This is a genomic window from Streptomyces sp. NPDC024017 (assembly GCF_040638895.1).
Taxonomy (GTDB): domain Bacteria; phylum Actinomycetota; class Actinomycetes; order Streptomycetales; family Streptomycetaceae; genus Streptomyces.
Window position 1 is genome coordinate 282,101 of the sequence record NZ_JBEZYZ010000001.1, and the last position, 20,433, is coordinate 302,533.

General features: G+C 69.7%; 20 protein-coding genes. 13 read left to right on the top strand and 7 right to left on the bottom strand.

What is annotated here, in order from left to right; all coding sequences use genetic code 11:
- Window positions 1-63 precede the first annotated feature (63 nt).
- Both AB0G20_RS01355 and AB0G20_RS01360 read right to left on the bottom strand, forming a co-directional pair.
- Window positions 64-483 (bottom strand): organic hydroperoxide resistance protein, encoded by a 420-nt coding sequence (locus tag AB0G20_RS01355; RefSeq protein WP_361294001.1) that lies wholly within the window; start codon window positions 481-483, stop codon window positions 64-66.
- 96 nt (window positions 484-579) lie between these two features.
- Entirely contained in the window at window positions 580-1,602 is a 1,023-nt protein-coding gene (locus AB0G20_RS01360; protein ID WP_361294004.1) for an NADP-dependent oxidoreductase, read from the bottom strand.
- 102 nt (window positions 1,603-1,704) lie between these two features.
- Between AB0G20_RS01360 and AB0G20_RS01365 the strand changes: the two genes are divergently transcribed.
- Window positions 1,705-2,154, top strand: a complete 450-nt coding sequence (locus AB0G20_RS01365; protein WP_361294007.1) for a MarR family transcriptional regulator — start codon at window positions 1,705-1,707, stop codon at window positions 2,152-2,154.
- A gap of 338 nt (window positions 2,155-2,492) precedes the next feature.
- A complete protein-coding gene (locus tag AB0G20_RS01370; protein WP_361294010.1) occupies window positions 2,493-2,630 on the top strand; it encodes a hypothetical protein in 138 nt (45 codons plus the stop codon).
- A gap of 191 nt (window positions 2,631-2,821) precedes the next feature.
- On the opposite strand, the gene AB0G20_RS01375 is transcribed toward AB0G20_RS01370, so the two are convergent.
- Entirely contained in the window at window positions 2,822-3,700 is an 879-nt protein-coding gene (locus AB0G20_RS01375; RefSeq protein ID WP_361294013.1) for a hypothetical protein, read from the bottom strand.
- Between the two features lie 269 nt (window positions 3,701-3,969).
- Between AB0G20_RS01375 and AB0G20_RS01380 the strand changes: the two genes are divergently transcribed.
- The 8 genes from AB0G20_RS01380 to AB0G20_RS01415 all read left to right on the top strand — a co-directional run bounded on the left by AB0G20_RS01380 (window position 3,970) and on the right by AB0G20_RS01415 (window position 14,479).
- A complete protein-coding gene (locus AB0G20_RS01380) occupies window positions 3,970-5,133 on the top strand; it encodes a mandelate racemase/muconate lactonizing enzyme family protein (protein ID WP_031108125.1) in 1,164 nt (387 codons plus the stop codon).
- Entirely contained in the window at window positions 5,130-6,134 is a 1,005-nt protein-coding gene (locus AB0G20_RS01385; RefSeq protein WP_361294016.1) for an alcohol dehydrogenase catalytic domain-containing protein, read from the top strand. The genes AB0G20_RS01380 and AB0G20_RS01385 overlap by 4 nt, the downstream gene beginning before the upstream one ends.
- A 111-nt stretch (window positions 6,135-6,245) precedes the next feature.
- The gene (locus tag AB0G20_RS01390; RefSeq protein WP_361294019.1) at window positions 6,246-7,214 is read left to right on the top strand and encodes a hypothetical protein; all 969 of its coding nucleotides are present in this window, start codon (window positions 6,246-6,248) and stop codon (window positions 7,212-7,214) included.
- A 141-nt stretch (window positions 7,215-7,355) separates the two neighbouring features.
- On the top strand, window positions 7,356-8,468 hold the full coding sequence (chvE, locus tag AB0G20_RS01395) for a multiple monosaccharide ABC transporter substrate-binding protein (protein WP_361294022.1): 1,113 nt from the start codon (window positions 7,356-7,358) through the stop codon (window positions 8,466-8,468).
- 46 nt (window positions 8,469-8,514) lie between these two features.
- Window positions 8,515-10,065, top strand: a complete 1,551-nt coding sequence (mmsA, locus tag AB0G20_RS01400; RefSeq protein ID WP_361294026.1) for a multiple monosaccharide ABC transporter ATP-binding protein — start codon at window positions 8,515-8,517, stop codon at window positions 10,063-10,065.
- Complete coding sequence (gene mmsB / locus AB0G20_RS01405) at window positions 10,062-11,306, top strand: multiple monosaccharide ABC transporter permease (protein WP_361294029.1); 1,245 nt, start codon at window positions 10,062-10,064, stop codon at window positions 11,304-11,306. The genes mmsA and mmsB overlap by 4 nt, the downstream gene beginning before the upstream one ends.
- 56 nt (window positions 11,307-11,362) lie before the next feature.
- A complete protein-coding gene (locus AB0G20_RS01410; protein WP_361294032.1) occupies window positions 11,363-12,511 on the top strand; it encodes an aldose epimerase family protein in 1,149 nt (382 codons plus the stop codon).
- 171 nt (window positions 12,512-12,682) lie between these two features.
- Window positions 12,683-14,479: a histidinol-phosphate transaminase gene (locus AB0G20_RS01415; protein ID WP_361294035.1), complete on the top strand. Its 1,797-nt coding sequence runs from the start codon at window positions 12,683-12,685 to the stop codon at window positions 14,477-14,479.
- Window positions 14,480-14,536: 57 nt separating this feature from the next.
- Here the strand turns inward: AB0G20_RS01415 and AB0G20_RS01420 are convergent, their stop codons facing one another.
- The 3 genes from AB0G20_RS01420 to AB0G20_RS01430 form a co-directional block, all read right to left on the bottom strand.
- The gene (locus tag AB0G20_RS01420) at window positions 14,537-15,973 is read right to left on the bottom strand and encodes a family 43 glycosylhydrolase (RefSeq protein ID WP_361294038.1); all 1,437 of its coding nucleotides are present in this window, start codon (window positions 15,971-15,973) and stop codon (window positions 14,537-14,539) included.
- Window positions 15,955-16,935, bottom strand: coding sequence for an arabinan endo-1,5-alpha-L-arabinosidase (locus AB0G20_RS01425; RefSeq protein ID WP_361294041.1), 981 nt, complete (start codon window positions 16,933-16,935; stop codon window positions 15,955-15,957). Before AB0G20_RS01425 ends, AB0G20_RS01420 begins: the two co-directional genes overlap by 19 nt.
- Before the next feature lie 252 nt (window positions 16,936-17,187).
- Entirely contained in the window at window positions 17,188-17,646 is a 459-nt protein-coding gene (locus AB0G20_RS01430) for a PPOX class F420-dependent oxidoreductase (RefSeq protein WP_361294044.1), read from the bottom strand.
- A 122-nt stretch (window positions 17,647-17,768) separates the two neighbouring features.
- On the opposite strand from AB0G20_RS01430, the gene AB0G20_RS01435 reads away from it, so the two are divergent.
- Window positions 17,769-18,554, top strand: coding sequence for an intradiol ring-cleavage dioxygenase (locus AB0G20_RS01435; protein ID WP_361294047.1), 786 nt, complete (start codon window positions 17,769-17,771; stop codon window positions 18,552-18,554).
- Window positions 18,555-18,606: 52 nt separating this feature from the next.
- Here AB0G20_RS01435 and AB0G20_RS01440 read toward each other — a convergent pair whose 3' ends face one another.
- Window positions 18,607-19,155, bottom strand: coding sequence for a YciI family protein (locus AB0G20_RS01440; protein WP_361294050.1), 549 nt, complete (start codon window positions 19,153-19,155; stop codon window positions 18,607-18,609).
- Window positions 19,156-19,219: 64 nt separating this feature from the next.
- On the opposite strand from AB0G20_RS01440, the gene AB0G20_RS01445 reads away from it, so the two are divergent.
- On the top strand, window positions 19,220-19,996 hold the full coding sequence (locus AB0G20_RS01445; RefSeq protein WP_361295758.1) for an alpha/beta hydrolase: 777 nt from the start codon (window positions 19,220-19,222) through the stop codon (window positions 19,994-19,996).
- Between the two features lie 32 nt (window positions 19,997-20,028).
- On the top strand, window positions 20,029-20,415 hold the full coding sequence (locus tag AB0G20_RS01450; protein ID WP_361294053.1) for a hypothetical protein: 387 nt from the start codon (window positions 20,029-20,031) through the stop codon (window positions 20,413-20,415).
- Window positions 20,416-20,433 lie beyond the last annotated feature (18 nt).

The window sequence follows — 20,433 nt, forward strand, 5'->3', positions numbered from 1 at the left end:
GGCACGGGCGGAGGCCGCACCCCACGTCCAAGGGTGCGGCCTCCGCGTACGCAACGACTGTGGTCAGACCAGCGTCACGGTGATGTTGCCACGGGTCGCCTTCGAGTACGGGCAGACCTCGTGGGCCTTCTCGATCAGTGACCGGGCGGCCCCTCGGTCCACCTTCGGGATGTCGGCCGATATCTCGACGATGATCCCGAAGCCGTCCCCGTTCTTGCCGAGGCCGACCTTCGCGGTCACGGTCGAACCGGAGAGGTCGGCCCCCTCCTGACGGGCGACGACACCGAGAGCGCCCTGGAAGCAGGCGCTGTACCCGGCGGCGAACAGCTGCTCCGGGTTGGTTCCGGCGCCGCTCCCGCCCATCTCCTTCGGCGGGTTGACGACGACGTCGAGCTTCCCGTCATCGGTGGCGACCCGGCCGTCGCGCCCGTTCTCGGCGGTGGCGACGGCGGTGTACAGGACGTCGGACTGCTGGATCGGCATGCGGTTGTGTTCCTTCGGTCGTCCGCCGCGACTCGCGCCCGGGCCGGGACGGATTCGGAAACAAGTTACCGCATGCCGGAATCCTGTAGGAAGGCGTCAGAGCTTGACGATCATCTTCCCGGTGTTGTCGCCGCGCAGAACGCCCAGGAACGCCTCCAGGTTGTTCTCGATGCCCTCGACGACGGTCTCGCGGTACTTCAGCTCACCGGAGGCGACCCAGGGGGCGACCTCCTTGACGAACTCCGGCTGGAGGTCGTAGTGGTCCCCGACCAGGAAGCCCTCGATGCGGCCGCGGGTCGCGATCAGGCGGGCGAGGTTCTTCGGGCCCGGGGCGGGCTCGGTGTTGTTGTAGACGGAGATCATGCCGCAGACGGCGATCCGGCCACCCTGGTTGAGGGAGCCGATGGCCGCCTCCAGGTGCTCGCCGCCGACGTTGTCGAAGTAGACGTCGATCCCGTCGGGGGCGGCGTCGCGCAGCTGCTGGGCGACGGGCCCGTCCTTGTAGTTGAAGGCGGCGTCGAAGCCGTACTCCTCCACGAGGAGCTTCACCTTCTCGTCCGACCCGGCGGAGCCGATGACCCGCGAGGCACCCTTCAGCTTGGCGATCTGCCCGACCTGGCCGCCCACGGCGCCGGCGGCACCGGACACGAAGACGGTGTCGCCCTCCTTGAAGGCGGCGGTGCGCAGCAGACCCGCGTAGGCGGTGAGGCCGGTCATGCCCAGCACACCGAGGTACGTCGACAGCGGCGCGGCCTGCGGGTCCACCTTCACGGCGCTCTTCGCGCCGACGACCGCGTACTCACGCCACCCGAAGAAGTGCAGTACGTGATCCCCGACGGACAGTCCCTCGGCGTTCGAGGCCACGACCTCGCCGACGGCGCCGCCCTGCATGACCTTGCCGAGCTCGAAGGGGGCGACGTAGGACTTCGCGTCGCTCATGCGGCCACGCATGTACGGGTCCACGGAGAGGTACTTGTTCCGGACGAGGACCTGCCCCTCGCCCGGCTGCGGGACCTCAGCCTCGACGAAGGCGAAGTCCTCGGGCTTCGGCCAGCCGACGGGACGGCTCGCCAGGTGCCACTCTCGGCTGACGGCGGGGAGGGTGGGGGTGTCGGTCATGGTGCGCCTTACCTCACTGGCTCGATTCGGATGCTTCAGTACCTGAAACAACCATGCTCCTGAAAATTTCAGGTTGTCAAATAACCGGGTACCCTCGATGGCATGGCCTCCACCACACCGACGCCCCAGAACACGACCAGCCGTCCGGATCCGCTGACCCTCGAGGTCGTCGAGCTGATCGGGGAGGTCGTGGCGCGGTTCCACGAGGACTACGAGTCGGCGGCTGCGGACCATGCCCTGACCGGCGCGCAGGCGCGGCTGCTCAGCCTGCTGTGTCTGGAGCCGCTGCCGATGCGGAGGCTCGCCCAGCAGCTGAAGTGCGAGCCGTCCAATGTGACGGGGATCGTGGACCGGCTCGAAGCGCGGGGGCTGGTCGAGCGGCAGCCGGACCCTGCCGACCGCCGGGTGAAGGTGGCGGCGGCGACGGCGGAGGGGCGGCGGGTGGCCCGGAGCCTGCGGGAGTCACTGCGGTTCGCCCGGGAGCCCCTGGCCGGGCTCTCCGAGGGGGAGCGGGTGGCGTTGCGGGACACGCTGCGGCGGATGCTCGTCTGACACCGGGCGGCCGCCGCCGGGAATTCGGTGACCCTGGACCGCTACGGGGCACTGCCCTGCCGCGGATACGGCTGAGGCCTGGCACCCGCCGCCGGCAATGACCGGTGACCCCAGGACCGCGTACAGGGCACTGCCCTGCGGCGGATGCTCGTCTGGCACCGGGCCGCCGCCGTCGGGGGACCCTATGGCCCAGGACCGCATACAGGGCGCCGCGGACGTGCTCGTACCGCTGGGCCGCCCGTCCGGGGTCCTGCGGAACGTGGCCGATGCCGTCCTCCACGAACCGCTGCTCGAACCAGCTCCGGTAGTGCGCGTCCGTCGGCGACCGCCCGGTTCACATGGCGACGCAGGTCGACGCAGGTCGACGCGGGGGCGCACGCGACGGCGCCGACCAGTCGCGCGTCGAGGACGCAGCCGAGCAGCGCGAGGGCCCCGCCGAAGCTGCCGCCGAGCAGCGCGGCGCCCCCCGGGCCTAGTCCGTGCGCCCCGCTTCGGCGACGCAGGCGTCCAGGTCTGCACCCCGCCCGCCCGCGTATCAGAAAAGGGGCGCTCGGGACTCCGACGCAATTCCGCGTGCCGCGAACTCGACGTTCGCCGTGGGATGTTCAGGGGCAGGAAGGGCACGTTCCGTTTTCCGCCGCGCCCGCCGAGACCGGCCGAGCGGACGCTACGTGCACCACCAGAGGAACCGCTTGCACGGCTGAGCCTCGGAGGGTTCCGGTTCCGGTTCCGGGGCCTGGGTGGTCGGGTCCGAGGTCGGGGCCGGGTCCTGGGCCGGCGGGGCGGCCGTGGGCGCGGTGGCCGGGCGGCTGGGGGCGCCTCCCCCTGTCGCCGCCTCGGGGTCCTTCGTCGGTTCGTCGCCCTTCGGGGACTCCGACGTCTCGTCCTTCGGGGATTCGGAAGCGGACGGCGAGCCAGATGCCTCCGGCGAGGCGGAGCCTGACGAGCCTTCAGCCCCGGCCCCCTTCCCGTCCGGACCGCGGCCCGGCTCCCCCGTCTCCAGCGAGGCACCCCCGTCCGCCGACTCGTCTCCGGCCGCGGCCGGCTTCGGGGTCGACCTGGGGGCGTCCATGCCGAGCTCCGCGAGGCTCAGACCGCCCGCGGCGAGCACGAACCCGGCCGCGACGAACAGGGTCCGGCGCCGCCGGCGGCGGTGTGCGGCGGCCTTGCGGTCCCGCCGGCTCGACCCGCCCGGGCCGTCGACGGCCGGGGCGTGCCCGCGCCCTCGTCCACGCCGTCGGGCGGCGCGCCCCACGGGCTCGCCGTCGTCATCGCCGTACGGGTCGTCACCGTCGTCGTATCCGTCGTCGTAGGCGTCGTCGTAGGCGTCGTCGTAGCCGTCCTGGGCGGCGTCCGGCGTGTTCGGTTCCTCCGGCCCGTCCGACCCTGCCGGCCTCTCCGGCGCGCCGTCGGCGTGCCCGGACGCGGTGGCGGCGTACCCGCCGTACTCCGGCTCGCGCCGGCGCAGCGTTTCGGCTGAGGTGCCGCACCCCGGGCAGGCGAGGGCGCCGTTGAGGTGCCGTCGGCACGGGTCGCAGTAGTCCATGACGCGGGAAGATTAAGTTCCGCGCAGGTCACGTTCCTAGATCCAGCTGTGAAGGTTCTGTAGGGACCCGGCTCCTCCCTGGTTTCGAAACTGTCGAAACCGTTATGCGCGCGACCCATTGACACCCCCACCGCCCGATCCTTACTGTCACGCCAGCATTTCGAACGTGTGCCGAAATCTCGAACAGACCGAGTCGCCGGGACACGAGCGGGACGCTGACGGAACAAACTGACGGAACTGAACCGACGAAGCTGCGAGGGACAACCGCCGTGCGCATCACCGGAATCAGCACACACGTGGTCGGGACGCCGTGGCGCAACCTGACCTACGTCCAGGTGCACACCGACGAGGGGATCACCGGAGTCGGCGAGACCCGGATGCTGGGACACACCGACGCCCTTCTCGGTTACCTGAGGGAGGCCGAGGCCAACCACATTCTCGGCTCCGACCCCTTCGCTGTCGAGGACCTCGTCAAGCGCATGAAGTACGGCGACTACGGCCGCGCGGGCGAGATCGTCATGTCCGGCATCGCCGTGATCGAGATGGCCTGCTGGGACATCAAGGGCAAGGCCCTGGGCGTCCCCGTCTGGCAGCTGCTGGGCGGCAAGGTCACCGACAAGGTCAAGGCGTACGCCAACGGCTGGTACACCACCGAGCGGACCCCGGAGGCCTACCACAAGGCCGCCCAGGGCGTGATGGAGCGCGGCTACCGGGCGCTCAAGATCGACCCCTTCGGCACCGGCCACTTCGAGCTGGACCACCAGCAGACCCTGTACGCCGTCTCCCTGATCGAGGCGGTCCGCGACGCCATCGGCCCCGAGGCCGAGCTGATGCTGGAGATGCACGGCCGCTTCTCCCCCGCCACGGCCGTGCGCCTGGCCAAGGAGCTGGCCCCGTTCAAGCCGGCGTGGCTGGAGGAGCCGGTCCCGCCGGAGAACCTCAAGGCGCTGGAGAAGGTCGCCGCCAAGGTCGACATGCCGGTCGCCACCGGTGAGCGCATCCACGACCGGATCGAGTTCCGCGAGCTTTTCGAGAGCCAGGCCGTCGACATCATCCAGCCGGACGTCGGCCACATCGGTGGAATCTGGGAGACCAGGAAGCTCGCGGCGACCGCCGAGACCCACTACATGCTGGTGGCGCCCCACAACGTGGGCGGCTCGGTCCTGACCGCCGCCTCCCTCCAGGTCGGCTTCACCTCCCCGAACTTCAAGATCCTGGAGCACTTCAACGACTTCGCCGACGCGGAGATCAAGAAGGTCGTCAAGGGCGCCCCGCAGGTGAACCCGGAGGACGGCTGCTTCCACCTCTCCGACGCCCCGGGCCTGGGTGTGGAGCTGGACGTCGACGCCGCCGCCGAGTTCCCCCAGCAGCAGGCCCGTTTCGACCTCTGGGCGGAGGGCTGGGAACAGCGCAAGCCGAAGGGCGCGCAGTGAGCAGCGCGGTCGTCATCGACGCCCCGGGCGAGCACCGTCTCGTCCCGCACGAGGCGCGGCAGCCCGAGCCGGGCGAGGCGCTGGTGCGTGTGCACGCCTCCGGGATCTGCGGCAGCGACCGCGAGGTCTACCAGGGCAACCGCCCCGAGGGCTACGTGCGCTACCCGCTGACCCCGGGCCACGAGTGGTCCGGGACGGTTCAGGCCGTGGGCGCCGGTGTCCCGGAGTCCCTCGTGGGCCGCAAGGTCGTCGGTGAGGGCTTTCGAAACTGTCAGGTCTGCGACCGCTGCCACGCGGGCGACACGACCCTGTGCACGGCCGGCTACGAGGAGACCGGGTTCACCCAGCCGGGCGCGATGGCGGCCACGCTGACCCTCCCGGCCCGCCTCCTGCACGCCCTCCCGGACGACTGCGACCTCACGGCCGCGGCCCTCCTGGAGCCCGCCGCGTGTATCGCTGCCGCCGCGCTGAAGGGGAACGCGCAGCCCGGCGAGCGCGTCGCCGTGGTCGGCACCGGCACCCTCGGCATGTTCGCCGTGCAGTTCCTGAAGGCGAACTCGCCGGCCGAGCTGCTGGTCGTCGGCACCCGCCGGGACCGTGAGGCGCTGTCGCGGCAGTACGGCGCGACGGACTTCCGGACGAAGGACCAGGAACTCCCGGACGACTTCGACGTAGTGATCGAGACGGCCGGGTCCGCGGACGCCGCCCGGATCTCGGCCGGTCTGCTCCGGCGCGGCGGCCGGCTGGTCCTGACCGGCATCCCGGCGCCCGGTGCCGACGGTCTCGACCCGACGGACCTCGTCGTGAAGCAGCTGGAGGTACACACCGTCTTCGGTGCGCCGCCGGACGCCTGGGCGCACACGGTGCGGGTGTTCGCCGCCGGTCTGCTCGACCCGCTGCCGCTGGTGACGCACGAGCTGCCGCTCTCCGAGTTCTCGCAGGCCATCGAGCTGGTCGGGGCCGGCGATCCGAAGGTGGGCAAGGTCCTGCTCCGCCCCTAGACGTACGCCGGTACGGGGGCAACCTGACGGCTCCCGTACCGGCGTACACCCAGCCTTGCCACACCCAGAGCCGCGAACCTCGTCCGAAATATCGAACCGAAGGACATTCCTGTGACCGACGCTTCCGCCACGGCAGCCCGCAGGCCCGGTGAGCAGGCGCTCACCACCCTGGGCCTGAGCGCGCCCGACCCCGACCCCGCCGACGCCTCTCCGCACTCCTTCCCCGGCGGCGGCCGCTGGCGCACCGAGATCCCCTCCTGCGAGGGTCCCGAGGCGCTGGCGGTGGTGCTGAAGGAGGCCTCGCGGCTGGACGTGCCGATCCACCGGATCAGCCAGGGCAGCGGCGTGTGGATGCTGACCGACGCCGAGATCACCGAGATGGTCGAGTCGACCGGTGAACGCGACATCGAGCTCTGCCTGTTCACCGGCCCGCGCGGCACCTGGGACATCGGCGGGTCCACGCGCACCGACTCGCGGGGGGCCGGGCTGCGCGCCCGCGGCCACGACGCCGTCGCCGGCTGCGTCGAAGACGCCGTCAGAGCCACGGAGTTGGGCGTCAAGTGCCTGCTCGTCGCCGACGAGGGCGTGCTGTGGACGCTGCACCGGGCACGGGTTGCCGGGATCATCCCGGCCGACACGACGCTCAAGGTCTCCGCGCTCATCGGCCCGGTCAACCCGGCCGCGTACGCGGTCTACGAGCGCCTCGGCGGCGACTCGATCAACGTGCCCAGCGACCTGACGCTCGATCACCTCACCGAGATCCGGCGGGTGTCGGGCGCTCCGATGGACATGTACATCGAGGCCCCCGACGACCTCGGCGGCTACGTCCGGATGTACGAGGTCGCCGAGCTGATCCGGCGCGGCGCCCCGCTGTACCTGAAGTTCGGTCTGTCCAAGGCGCCCGGGATCTACCCCTACGGGCACCACATGCGGGAGCTGACCCTGGCCACCGCCAAGGAACGCGTGCGGCGCGGCCGGCTCGCCCTGGATCTCCTGGCACGCCACGGAGCGGACGGCGACATGGCGCCGCTCGGCTCGCGGCTGCCGGGCGACCTCCAGCGTTTCGAAATTTCGTCATAACGTTCCGGAAACTCGCCTTACAAAAGACGACACAGCCGCGCACAATCCCACACATCTCTTCTCGGTCTTTCCGGCACGACCACCCGGAGCGACTTCGCGCCTTCCAGACCGAGCCCTGCACACAGATCAAGGATGATCATCATGCGTAACCGCAGAGCCGCTCTCACCGCCATAGCCGGAGCCGCGTCCCTCGCCCTCACCCTGTCCGCCTGCGGGCAGAACAGCGAGGGTGGCAGCGAGGAGAGCGGGGACAGCGCCAAGGGCGCCACCATCGGCATCGCGATGCCGACCAAGTCCTCCGAGCGCTGGATCGCCGACGGCAAGAACGTCGTCACGGAACTGGAGTCCAAGGGCTACAAGACCAAGCTGGTCTACGGCGAGGACGACCCGGACCAGCAGGTCTCACAGGTCGAGAACCTGATCACGCAGGGCGTCAAGGCGCTGATCATCGCCGCCATCGACAACAAGTCGATGAACAACGTGCTCCAGCAGGCCAAGGACGCGAACATCCCGGTCATCTCCTACGACCGCCTGATGCTCGGCACGAAGAACGTCGACTACTACGCGTCGTTCGACAACGAGAAGGTCGGCGAGCTCCAGGGCACCTACATCGTCGAGAAGCTCGGCCTGAAGGACGGCAGCAAGAAGGGCCCCTTCAACATCGAGCTGTTCGCCGGCTCCAACGACGACAACAACACCCGCTACTTCTTCGGCGGCGCGATGAAGGTCCTGCAGCCCTACATCGACAAGAAGCAGCTCGTCGTCCGCTCCGGCCAGACCAAGCTCAACCAGGTCACGACCCTGCGCTGGGACGGCGGCACCGCCCAGAAGCGCATGGACGACATCCTGACCTCGGCCTACAAGAGCGAGCGCGTCGACGCGGTCCTCTCCCCGTACGACGGCATCTCCATCGGCATCCTGTCGGCGCTGAAGTCGGACGACTACGGCTCCAAGGCCAAGCCGCTGCCGGTCGTGACGGGCCAGGACGCCGAGGTCGCCTCGGTGAAGTCGATCATCGCCGACCAGCAGTCGATGACTGTCTACAAGGACCTCCGAAAGCTCGCCAAGGTGTCCTCGAACATGGTCGACGCGCTGCTCAACAAGAAGAAGCCCGAGGTCAACGACACCAAGACCTACGACAACGGCGCGAAGGTCGTCCCGGCCTACCTGCTGGAGCCGGTCGCCGTCGACAAGGCGAACTACCAGAAGGAGCTCATCGACTCCGGCTACCTCAAGGAGAGCGACGTCAAGTAGTCCCCGCCACCGACCGACGATTCACCACTGATTGGAAGGCACGACCATGGCGGGACCCGTCCTGGAAATGCGCTCGATCGTCAAGACCTTTCCCGGCGTCAAGGCGCTGTCGGACGTCACGCTGACCGTCCGGCAGGGCGAGGTCCACGCCATCTGCGGGGAGAACGGCGCCGGCAAGTCGACCTTGATGAAGGTCCTCTCCGGCGTCCACCCGCACGGCACGTACGAGGGCGACATCCTCTTCGAGGGTGAGGTCTGCCAGTTCAAGGACATCCGGGCCAGCGAAGAGCGCGGCATCGTGATCATCCACCAGGAACTGGCGCTGGTGCCCTACCTCTCCCTCGCGGAGAACATCTTCCTCGGCAACGAGCACGCCACCCGGGGGATCATCAGCTGGACCGAGACGCTGCGGCACGCCACCGAGCTGCTGCGCCGGGTGGGCCTGTCCGACCACCCAGACACCCGCGTCGCCGACATCGGCGTGGGCAAGCAGCAGCTCGTGGAGATCGCGAAGGCCCTGTCGAAGAAGGTCAAGCTGCTCATCCTGGATGAGCCGACCGCCGCGCTGAACGACGAGGACAGCGGCAAACTCCTGGATCTCATCCTGGAGTTGAAGAAGCAGGGCATCACCTCGATCATCATCTCCCACAAGCTCAACGAGATCCGCAAGGTCGCCGACTCGGTGACGATCCTGCGCGACGGACAGACCATCGAGACCCTCGACGTGAAGGCCGCGGAGACCACCGAGGACCGGATCATCAGCGGGATGGTCGGCCGCGACCTGGAGAACCGCTTCCCGGAGCGGTCGCCGCACGAGCCCGAGGAGGGCGTGGCGCCGGCCCTGGAGATCCGGGGATGGACCGTGCACCACCCGATCGACCAGCAGCGCAAGGTGTGCGACGACGTGTCGCTCCACGTACGGCGCGGGGAGATCGTCGGGATCGCCGGTCTCATGGGCGCCGGCCGCACCGAACTCGCGATGAGCGTCTTCGGGCGGACCTACGGCCGGTACGCGGGCGGCACCGTCCTCAAGGACGGCAAGGAGATCCGTACGAAGTCCGTCCCCGAGGCGGTCAAGCACGGCATCGCGTACGTGACCGAGGACCGCAAGCACTACGGCCTCAACCTCATCGACACCATCAACCGGAACATCTCGCTGAGCGCCCTGGGCAAGGTCGCCAAGCGCGGTGTGGTCGACGAGCACGAGGAGCGGCAGGTCGCCGAGGGCTTCCGCAAGTCCATGAACATCAAGGCACCGACGGTGTTCGAGCCGGTGGGCAAGCTGTCCGGCGGCAACCAGCAGAAGGTCGTCCTCAGCAAGTGGATCTTCTCGGGTCCGGACGTGCTGATCCTGGACGAGCCGACGCGCGGTATCGACGTCGGTGCCAAGTACGAGATCTACACGGTCATCGACCAGCTGGCGGCCCAGGGCAAGGCGGTCGTCTTCATCTCCTCCGAGCTGCCCGAGCTGCTCGGCATGTGCGACCGCATCTACACGATGGCCGCGGGGCGGCTGACGGGTGAGTTCTCGCGGGCCGAGGCCTCCCAGGAATCGCTGATGCGTCAGATGACGAAGGACAAAGAGGTATCCCGATGAGCACGGACGTGACCGCCAAGAGCCCGGCCCCCGCGCCGCCGGGCAAGAGCGGAGGGGCCGCGGCCGACGGCCTGTTGCAGCTGGTGATGGAGGGCATGCGCCGCAACATGCGGCAGTACGGCATGCTCATCGCGCTGGGCCTGATCGTGGTCCTGTTCGCCGTCTGGACCGACGGCGACCTGCTGCTGCCGCGCAACGTCTCCAACCTGGTGCTGCAGAACAGCTACATCCTGATCCTCGCGATCGGCATGATGCTGGTCATCATCGCCGGCCACATCGACCTCTCGGTCGGATCGCTGACGGCGTTCGTCGGGTCGATGGCCGCCGTGTTCATGGTCAAACAAGATCTGCCGTGGCCCCTCGCCGTGGTGCTGTGCCTGGCCGTGGGCGCGGTCGCGGGTGCCGTACAGGGGTTCTTCATCGCGTACGGCGGGATACCGTCGTTCATCGTGACCCTGGCGGGCATGCTGATCTTCCGCGGTCTGACGGAGATCTTCCTGGAGGGCCAGACCCTCGGCCCGTTCCCGGACGGGCTGCAGAAGGTCGCCAACGGGTTCCTGCCCGAGGTCGGCCCGAACACGAACTACCACAACCTCACCCTGCTGCTGGGCTTCGCGATGATCGCCTTCGTGATCTTCCAGGAGGTCCGTGACCGCAAGCGGCAGCAGGAGTTCAACCTGGACGTCCCGCCCGCCAAGCTGTTCCTGCTGAAGCTGGTCGCGATCGGCGCCGCCGTGCTGACGCTCACCATGCTGCTGGCCAGCTACAAGGGCGCCCCGATCGTGCTGCTCATCCTGGGCGTGCTGCTCGTCGGCTTCGGCTACGTCATGCGCAACGCGATCATCGGCCGCCACATCTACGCGATCGGCGGCAACCTCCCGGCGGCCAAGCTGTCGGGTGTGAAGGACAAGAAGGTCACCTTCCTGGTCTTCCTGAACATGGGCATGCTCGCGGCCCTGGCGGGTCTGGTATTCGCCGCCCGCTTCAACGCGGCCTCTCCCAAGGCCGGCCTCAACTTCGAGCTGGAGGCGATCGCGGCCTCGTTCATCGGCGGTGCGTCGATGAGCGGCGGTGTCGGCACCGTGCTCGGCGCGATCATCGGTGGCCTGGTCCTGGGCGTGCTGAACAACGGTATGAACCTCGTCGGCATCGGCACCGACTGGCAGCAGGTCATCAAGGGCATGGTGCTGCTGGCGGCGGTCGGGTTCGACGTGTGGAACAAGCGCAAGGTCGGTTCATAAGTCAGATCGGGGCCCCGCCACCAGGCGGGGCCCTCTCCTTATCGGGAGCCGCACACATGGAACTGAACAGACGCACGGTCATCGCGGGAGCAGCGGCGGCGGGCATAGCCGCCACCACGCTCGGCGGCACGGCGCACGCCACGGGAGGCAGGAAGCCGGTGAAGACGCTCTTCGGCAAGCTGGCCGACGGCACCAAGGTCTACAGCTGGTCGCTGGAGAACGGCGGCACCCGCCTGAAGGTCCTCTCCTGGGGCGGTGTCGTCCAGTCACTGGAGATCCCCGACCGTCGCGGCCGGTACGCCAACGTCTCCGCGGGCTTCGACAACCTCGAGGACTACGTCGCGAAGACCCCGTACTTCGGCGCGCTGATCGGCCGCTACGGCAACCGCATCGGCAAGGGCAAGTTCACCCTCGACGGCAAGAACTACCAGCTGTCCGTGAACGACGGCGAGCAGAGCCTGCACGGCGGCACCCAGGGCTTCGACAAGCGCGTGTGGGACGTCGAGCCGTTCACCAAGGGCTCCGACGTCGGTCTGCACCTGTACTACACGAGCGTCGACGGCGAGATGGGCTACCCGGGCACGCTCAAGACGAAGGTGACGTACACCCTCACCAAGCACGGCGACTGGCGCGTCGACTACGAGGCCACCACGGACAAGGCCACCGTCGTCAACCTCACCAGCCACGTCTACTTCAACCTGGCCGGCGAGGGCAGCGGCACGATCGAGGACCACGAGCTCCAGATCGCGGCCTCCCGCTACACGCCCACCGACGCGGGCCTGATCCCCACGGGCGAGCTGGCCAAGGTCGCGGGCACCCCCTTCGACTTCCGCAAGGCCAAGCCGATCGGCCGGGACATCCGCGTCTCCCACCCCCAGCTGGTGACCGCCAAGGGCTTCGACCACAACTGGGTCCTCGACAAGGGCATCACCGCCCGCCCCGAGCACGTCGCCACCCTGCGCGACCCGGCCTCCGGCCGCACCATGAAGATCGCCACGAACGAGCCGGGCCTGCAGTTCTACTCCGGCAACTTCCTCGACGGCACGCTGACCGGCCCGTCCGGCCGCACCTACCGGCAGGGCGACGCCCTGTGCCTGGAGACGCAGCACTTCCCGGACTCGCCGAACAAGCCGAAGTTCCCGTCGACGGTGCTGCGACCGGGGCAGACGTACCGGACGACCACGATCCACACGTTCGGCTGCTGAGGCCACTGACAGGTCTTCACAGACCGGACACATGTTCCGACCGTTTTCCCGATGGTTGAACGGTGTCACCGTGGTCTCCGTATGAATGGGCGGCCCGCGCTCCCCCGCGCGGGCCGCCCTTAAACGTCGGGCCCGTCCGTCCCCAACGGGCCCGCCCCATACGGAGGTTCCATGGCCGACAACGTCACGTCGCTGTTCCGCAGTACCGCGGCCCACAGCCCGTCGATGGCGGCTCTGACACGTGAGGGCGGCGAGGGAGCCGGCCCCGTGGACTTCTGTATCCCCTGCAACCCGTACTTCCCGACCCCGGCCATGTTCGAGGACATGGCGGGCCGGCTGCGCGACATCATCACCTACTACCCGAGCAGCGCCGACACGATAACGGCCGAGCTGTGCAGCCTGCTCCAGCTGCCGCCGCAGTGCGTGGCCATGGGCAACGGCTCGACGGAACTCATCACCTGGATCGACCACCTGCTGGTCCGCGAGTCCCTCGCCGTCCCCGTCCCCACCTTCGGCCGCTGGACCGACCAGCCCATGGAGACCGGCAAGCGGGTCGACATGTTCCCGCTCCAGGAGTCCAGCGGCTTCGCCCTCGACCTCGCGCAGTACGCCGAGTTCATCCGGGCCCGCGGCACGCGCGTCGCGGTGATCTGCAACCCGAACAACCCCGACGGCGGCTTCCTGCACAAGCACGCCATCGTCCAGTTCATGGACGCCATGGCCGACCTCGACCTGATCGTCATCGACGAGTCCTTCCTGGAGTTCGCGGACGCCGAGGCCGAGCCGTCCGTCGTCCAGGAGGCGATGCTGCGGCCCAACGTCGTCGTGCTGCGCAGCCTCGGCAAGAACTTCGGCCTGCACGGCATCCGTTTCGGCTACCTCGTCTCCAACCCGGCGCTCGCGGGGCGGATCCGCTCGATGCTGCCGAAGTGGAACCTCAACTCCTTCGCCGAGCACGTCGTCTTCATGCTCAAGGAGCACGGCGCCGAGTACGCGCAGAGCCTCCAGCAGGTGCGCCGTGACCGCCTCGACATGGCCGGCCAGCTCTCCTCCCTGCCCGGGCTGACGGTCTACCCGTCGCAGGGCAACTTCCTCTTCGTGCGCCTCCCCGTGGGCGCCGAGGGCACCGTGGTCCGGGACCGGATGCTCACCGAGCACAGGATCCTGGTCCGCGAGTGCGGCAACAAGATCGGTTCGTCCAGTCGCTTCCTGCGTCTCGTGGTGCGCCCCCAGGTGGACGTGCGTCGCCTGGTGTCCGGCCTGGAACAGGTGCTCTACGGGACGTCCAGGAGGGGAGCCGCCGTACCCGAGCTGGGCAATGGGACCAGCTACAGCTCGGGTACGGCGGCCGTGGACCGTCTGGTGAGCGAGACGAACGGGTCGGGTATGCGGGGGCTCGCGGCGCAGGCGGTGGGGATGGCCGCGGCGCCTGCCCCCGCCGCGGCCACGGGGGCCGGGGGGCCGGGGCTCGCCCCGGCGGCCGCGAGTACGGGCGGGCTGGGGTTCGCTCCCGCCGCCCCGGCTCCCGCGCCGGCGCCCGCTCCGGCCACCGGCATCGGCATGCCGCTCCCCGCCGCCGCGTCCGCCGTACCGGCGGGTGCGGGCGGTGGGATGCCGATGCCGGCTGCGGCGCAGATGCCGCAGCCGCAGATGCCCCAACCGCAGATGCCGCAGCCGCAGATGCCGCAGCCGCAATCCGCTCCCCAGCCGATGGCTGCCCCGTCCCCGCCCCTGGCACCCGCGGCCCAGGCCCCGGCGCCGGTCCCTGCCATGGCGCCGGCTCCCGTGCCCGCGCCTTCCCCCATGGCCGCCCCCTTCACCGGGCCCACGCCGCCCGGCGTCCCGGCCCGCGGTGGCCTGACGGCCGCGCAGGTGCGGGGGACGAACGGGCTGACGCCGGCGCCGGCCACGGGGTGGCCCGCCGCGCAGAGCTGGCCCAACGCGGCGGGCATGGGGCAGGCCGGGTAGTTCGGCGGGTGCGGGTGGTTTGTGGCTGGTCGCGCAGTTCCCCGCGCCCCTGGGGGGCTATACCGCCGTCAGTTTCCACTGCTGGCAGGTGTTGCTGAGCCAGGACCACTGGCGTACGTCGGCGCCGTCCGCCGTCGAGCAACTCGCGACGTCCGCCACCTTCCCCGTGGCCTGGTTGGCGATCCGGACGTGGCCACTGTCGGTGGCGACGAAACGGAACCGCTGGCAGGTGTTGTTCAGCCAGGACCACTGGCGCAGGTCGGCGCCGTCGGCCGTCGAGCAGTCGGCGGTGTCGAGGACCTTGCCGGTGGCGACGTTCACCAGGCGGTGGGTGTCGTCGCCGAGGTCCTCCAGGCGCCAGCGCTGGTTGGCGCCTCCGTTGCAGCCGTACTGCTGGACGTTGGCTCCGTCGGCCGAGGAACTCCCTGCCACCTCCAGACACTTGCCGCTGTTGCGGTTGGTGACGGTGTAGGTCGTCGAGGCTGCCGACGGTTCACCGGAGGGGCCGGGGAGGGACGCCCCGAGCCTGACCGGCGTGCCGAGGTTGGGCGTGCCGTCGGCGTTCCAGGTGAACTTCTGCGCCCGGGTCGTACGGCCGTTGTCGCAGCCCTCGGAGGCGGAGTCGTTGGCGTGGTAGACGATCCAGTTCTCGCGGCCGTCGGGTGAGGTGAAGAAGCCGTTGTGGCCGGGCCCGTACACCCCGTTGGCGTCACTGCGCTGGAAGACGGGCGTGGACTTCTTGGTCCAGGAGGAGGCGGACAGCGGGTTGGAGCCGGTCAGCTCCAGTTGCCCGAGCTTGTAGTCGGGCGTCCAGCAGCCGCTCGCCGAGTAGATCAGGAAGGTCCGGCCGTTCCGCTGCAGGATCTCCGCACCCTCGTTGACCGTGCCGCCCTGCCGCTCCCAGGCGTACGTCGGCGTCGAGATCGTCGAGTACGAGCCGCTGACGGTGTACGGGTTGGACATCGGGGCGATGACGACGTTCTGCGTCCCGCCCGTGTTCGCGCTGCCGAGCATGTACAGCCGGCCGCCCACGTTCAGCAGGCTCGGGTCCAGCATCCAGGCGTTGCTGAGCTGCCCCTTGTAGGTGTACGGCCCCATGGGGTCGGAGCCCGCGCTCTCCAGCACATGGCTGCGCTGCGTCGGGTTGTAGTCGGACACGTTCTGCCCGGCGACGTAGTACAGGTACCAGCGGCCGTTGACGAAGTGCAGCTCGGGCGCCCAGATGTTGCAGCACCGGGAGGCGGCGTCGCCCTTCCACACCTGGACGCTGGGCGCGGTGGAGAGCCCGGCGAGGGTGGTGGACTTGCGGATGGTGATGACGTCGGTCCAACTCGTCGTCACCAGGTAGTAGTTGCCGTCGTGGTACGAGATCCAGGGGTCGGCACCCTTGACGGACTTGACCGGGTTGGCGAACGAGGCGGCACTCGCGGAGGGCTGCCCGACGGACAGGGCCAGCAGCAGCGCCGCCAGCAGGGTCAGTAGGCGACGGGCCATCCGCTGCTCCAGTTCAGGAGGTTGATGCCGAGCTTGGGCGTGCCGTTCGCGTTGCCGTCGTAGTAGTGGTAGACGATCAGGTCGCCGTCGGTGTCCTTCAGGATCGACTGGCCGCCGGGGCCGATGACGCTGCCGTGCGACTCCAGGACGGGGGTGCCGCCGTTGTTCATCAGGTCGACGCCGTTCTTGTCGCGGTACGGCCCGGTGACGCTGGAGGCACGCCCGACCTTCACCTTGTACGTCGAACTCGTCCCGTTGCAGCAGGTGTCGTAGGAGGCGAAGAGGTAGTAGTAGCCGCCCCGCTTGACGATGAAGGGTGCCTCCACGGCCTTGGTCCCGGTGGGGCGGGAGGCGAGTGAGTACCGCGCGGTGTTGGAGCTGAGCTGCTTTCCGGTGGACGGGTTGATCTGGATCATCTTGATCCCGGTCCACCAACTGCCGAACGACAGCCACCACTTGCCGTCGTCGTTCACGAAGAGGTTCGGGTCGATGGCGTTGAAGTCGCTGGCGGAGTTCGACGTGTAGACCGTGCCCTGGTCGGTCCAGCTGCCCGGCTGGCCTGTGCTGGAGGTGGCGAGGCCGATGGCGGACGTGTTCGAGCCGAACTTCGAGACGGAGTAGTACATCAGGTACTTGCCGCCGTGGTACGAGATGTCCGGCGCCCAGGCCTCCGGGACGGACGAGTAGTTCCGCCACCAGCTCGGCCTGCTTCCGAAGGCGTCGCTGCCGTTCCTGAAGGCGGTGCGGTCGCTGGACGTCTTGTTGCTGATGCCGCCGCCGGTGGCGTAGAGCAGGTACTGACCGGACGAGGTGCGGATCATCGACGGGTCGTGCGTGACGACGTCACCGGTGACCCGGCCCGGGTTCGGGTACGCGGACGCCGTCCCCGGAACCAGCGCCAGAAGGGCGGCGGCGGGGAGGGCGAACAGGGCGGTTCGTCTGCGGAGCGGACTGCGGCTCATGCGGGTCCTCTTCCTTGCGGTGGGGGTGAAGAGCTGCTCGACATTTCGAACAACGATCGCAAGTTCGAACGGACCGTAGAATCGAACCGCTTGCGCGTCAATGGTTCGCGCGGCAACAACCGCGAGCGGCTCGCTCCGGGTTGCCGAGCCCGGCCCCGATCACCGGGCGGGCGGGAAGGACCGGCAGCCGGGGCGGACAGACCGCGCGGGACGGCGGCCGACCGGCAGGACCGGCGCCCCGACCCCCGCGTCTCAGCCGTTGATGTCGAGTGCCGTCCCGTACAGCCGGTCCACCTTCAGCCGGATGACCACACGGCGTTCGTCGACCAGTTGCCGCAGGAAGGTCTCTTCGTCCTCCGGCGCGGCGGCCTGCGGGAGCATGCCGAGGAGTTCCCGGCCCACCGCGTCACCGGGGGCCGTCGTGATGTCGGAGACCTCCGCCTCGCCCTCGGCGACGGCGAACGACCACACGTCCCCGCCCTGCACATGCAGTGCCGCACGCGGGTCGCGCCGCAGGTGCGCGAGCTTGACGCGGTCGGCCGTCGTGGAGAACCGCACGATGCGGGCCTCGGGGTCCCAGCTGTACACCATGGTGGTCAGATGCGGGTGGCCGCTGCGCTTGACGGTGGCGAGCGTGCCGAACTGCTGCTTGCCGAGCAGGTCGGAGAGGGCTTCATCGGACAGGGGGCGGGGGGTCGGTCTCTGCGTCATGCCGTGCTCAACACCCGTACTCGTCACGGAATTTCACACCCGTCTCACAAATTACTTGACGCATCGTCACTTTGCCGAACCCACAGCTCCCCGACAGCAAGCCTTCCTAGGGTGCCGTGTTCATGACAGACACCTCCAAGGAACACCCCGACACCCCCATCGGCCGCCGCACCGTCCTGCTGGCCACCGGCGCCACCGCAGCCGCCCTGGCCGTGGGCGCGACGGCCCCCGGCACGCGGTCCCCCGACGGGCGGACGGCGGCCCCGGACACCGCCCCCGTCGCCGCCGCGGCCGTCTGCACCCTGACGAAGGAGCTGACCGAAGGCCCCTACTACCTCGACGGGCAGTACGTCCGCCCCGACATCAGCGAGGACAAGACGGGCATCCCCCTGAAGCTGACGCTCACGGTCGTCGACGACGACACCTGCGCCCCGCTCGAGAACGCCCTGGTCGAGATCTGGCACTCGGACGCGCTCGGCGAGTACTCCGGCTTCGTGGGCGACAACGGCCACGACGAGCCCGACAACGGCACGTTCCTGCGCGGCGGCGTCCTCACCGACTCCCGAGGCGTCGCGAAGATCACCACGATCTACCCGGGCTGGTACCGGGGCCGCTGCGTGCACATCCACGTCAAGGTCCACACGGACGTGACCCTGACCCCCGACGGCTCCTTCACCGGCGGCCAGGAACTCCACACCGGCCAGCTCTTCTTCGCGGAGACGATCACGACCAGGGTCGCGGCACTCGCCGCGTACAGGGTCAACACGGTCCCGCGCACCACACTCGCCCAGGACTCCATCTACGACGAGGGCGGCGCGGCCTCGGGCCTCCTCACCCTCACGCCCCTCGGCAGCACGACGTCGGCGGGCTACGCCGGTGCGCTGACCCTGGGAGTGGAACAGGGCTGACACGGCCCACGGCCCGGAGCCCACCCGCTTCGGTGGGCTCCGGGCGCTCACGTCACCGCCGCCCGCCGAACTCCCACGCGTGCACCTCGATGCCCGCGTAGCGCCCCAGGCGCAGCACGGCACGCGCCGCCTCCGCGTCCGGGGCCCTCACGAGCGCGGCCGTACCCACCCAGACCTCACCGTCGTCGGACAGCAGCGGCCCGAACGCGATCAACTCGTCGCGCTCGTCCGGCACTTCGGGAGCGGCTCCGGACAAGGGTCCGAGCCCGAGCACGAGATGGCGGTCGCCGCCCGTCCGCCCGCCCGGAAACTCCCACATGGTCCGCCCCAGCAGGTTCCGCCAGCGCCGCAGCAGGACATCCCGGTACACCCCGGCCTGGTAGTTGGGCTCGTCGAAGGCGAACGCCCGCGCGGCGGCGGCATCCGGCAGGTCGACGATGTGAACACTCCCGGTGGGCGTCTCCCCGTCGTCGGCGAAGGTCGGCCCCCGGGCGGTCAACTCCGCCTCGTACCGGTCCATATAGGCCCAGTGCGCCTCCCCCAGCTCCTCCCGCAGCGGCAGGGAGCCGGGCCGGTCGCGGTGATGGCAGAAGAATTCCATGGCTCATCCAACCTCAGTGGCTACTCTCGTGTCTCCCGTCGTCGTGACCACAGGAGAGCAGACCGTGCGCAGCGCCGCCGTAACGCCCGAGGGCGACCGGATCCGCTGGGTCGAACTGCCGGGGCAGGAGCCGCCGCGCGTCTACGTGCACGGGCTGGGTGCCACATCGCCCGCCTACTTCACCCAGGTCGCGGTCCACCCGCTGCTCGCCGGGCACCGGTCACTGCTGATCGACCTGCTGGGCCACGGCATCAGCGACCGTCCGACGACCTTCGGCTACACGCTCGAATCGCACGCCGACGCGCTCGCCGACGCCCTGACGGGCGCGGGCGTCTCGGGCGCCGAAGTGATCGCCCACAGCATGGGCGGCTCGGTGGCGATCGTCCTGGCGGCCCGCCATCCCCGGCTGGTCTCCCGCCTGGTGCTCATCGACGCCAACCTCGACCCGATCCCGCGGACGCCCGGATCCCCGGGCAGCAGCGGCATCGCCGCCTACTCCGAGGAGGAGTTCGTGACGGGCGGCGGCTGGGAGGAGGTCCGCGACCGGGTCGGCCCGCACTGGTGGTCCACGATGCGCCTGGCCGGCCGCGAGGCCCTGCACCGCAGCGCGTTCCACCTCACCCGCGGTACGAACCCGACGATGCGGGAGCTGTTGCTCGGTCTGAAGATCCCCCGCGCCTTCCTGCTTCCCGAGTCCGACGGCCCGCTTCCCGGCACCGACGCCCTCACCGAGGCCGGAGTGTCCGTCGTCGCGATCCCCGACTGCGGCCACAACATCATGCTGGACAACCCGGAGGCCTTCGTGGAGGCCACAGCGGCGGCGCTCTCGCCCGAGGACTGACCGGCTTTCACCGAAGGACGAGGATCCCCGCCATGCGCTACGTACGGTTCGTCAAAGGCGCCGTCAGCACCACTGCCGCCACCGCCGCCTGCCACGCCCTGATGACCGCCGGCTACGCCTGGGCCCGCGGCAAAGCGGCGACGGGCGAGGCGACGATCTTCGCCGGCGCCTTCGAGTGGCTGGTGACCACGGCCGGCACCTGGGCTCTCATGCCCCTCTTGCTGGGAGCCGGGATGCGCGCCATGCGGGAGCGCGGCAACACCACGCTGATGGTCGGCGGCGGACTGCTCTGGGCGGTGCTCTCCCTGTCCTTCGTCGACGAGATCGACCGCCCGGGCGGGTTCATGCCGCTGCCCGCCCTCGTCGCCTACGTACTGGCCGGGGCGGGACTGGCCGGGGCCGGTACGGAACGCCGCTGAGGGGCGGCCCGCCGGCCG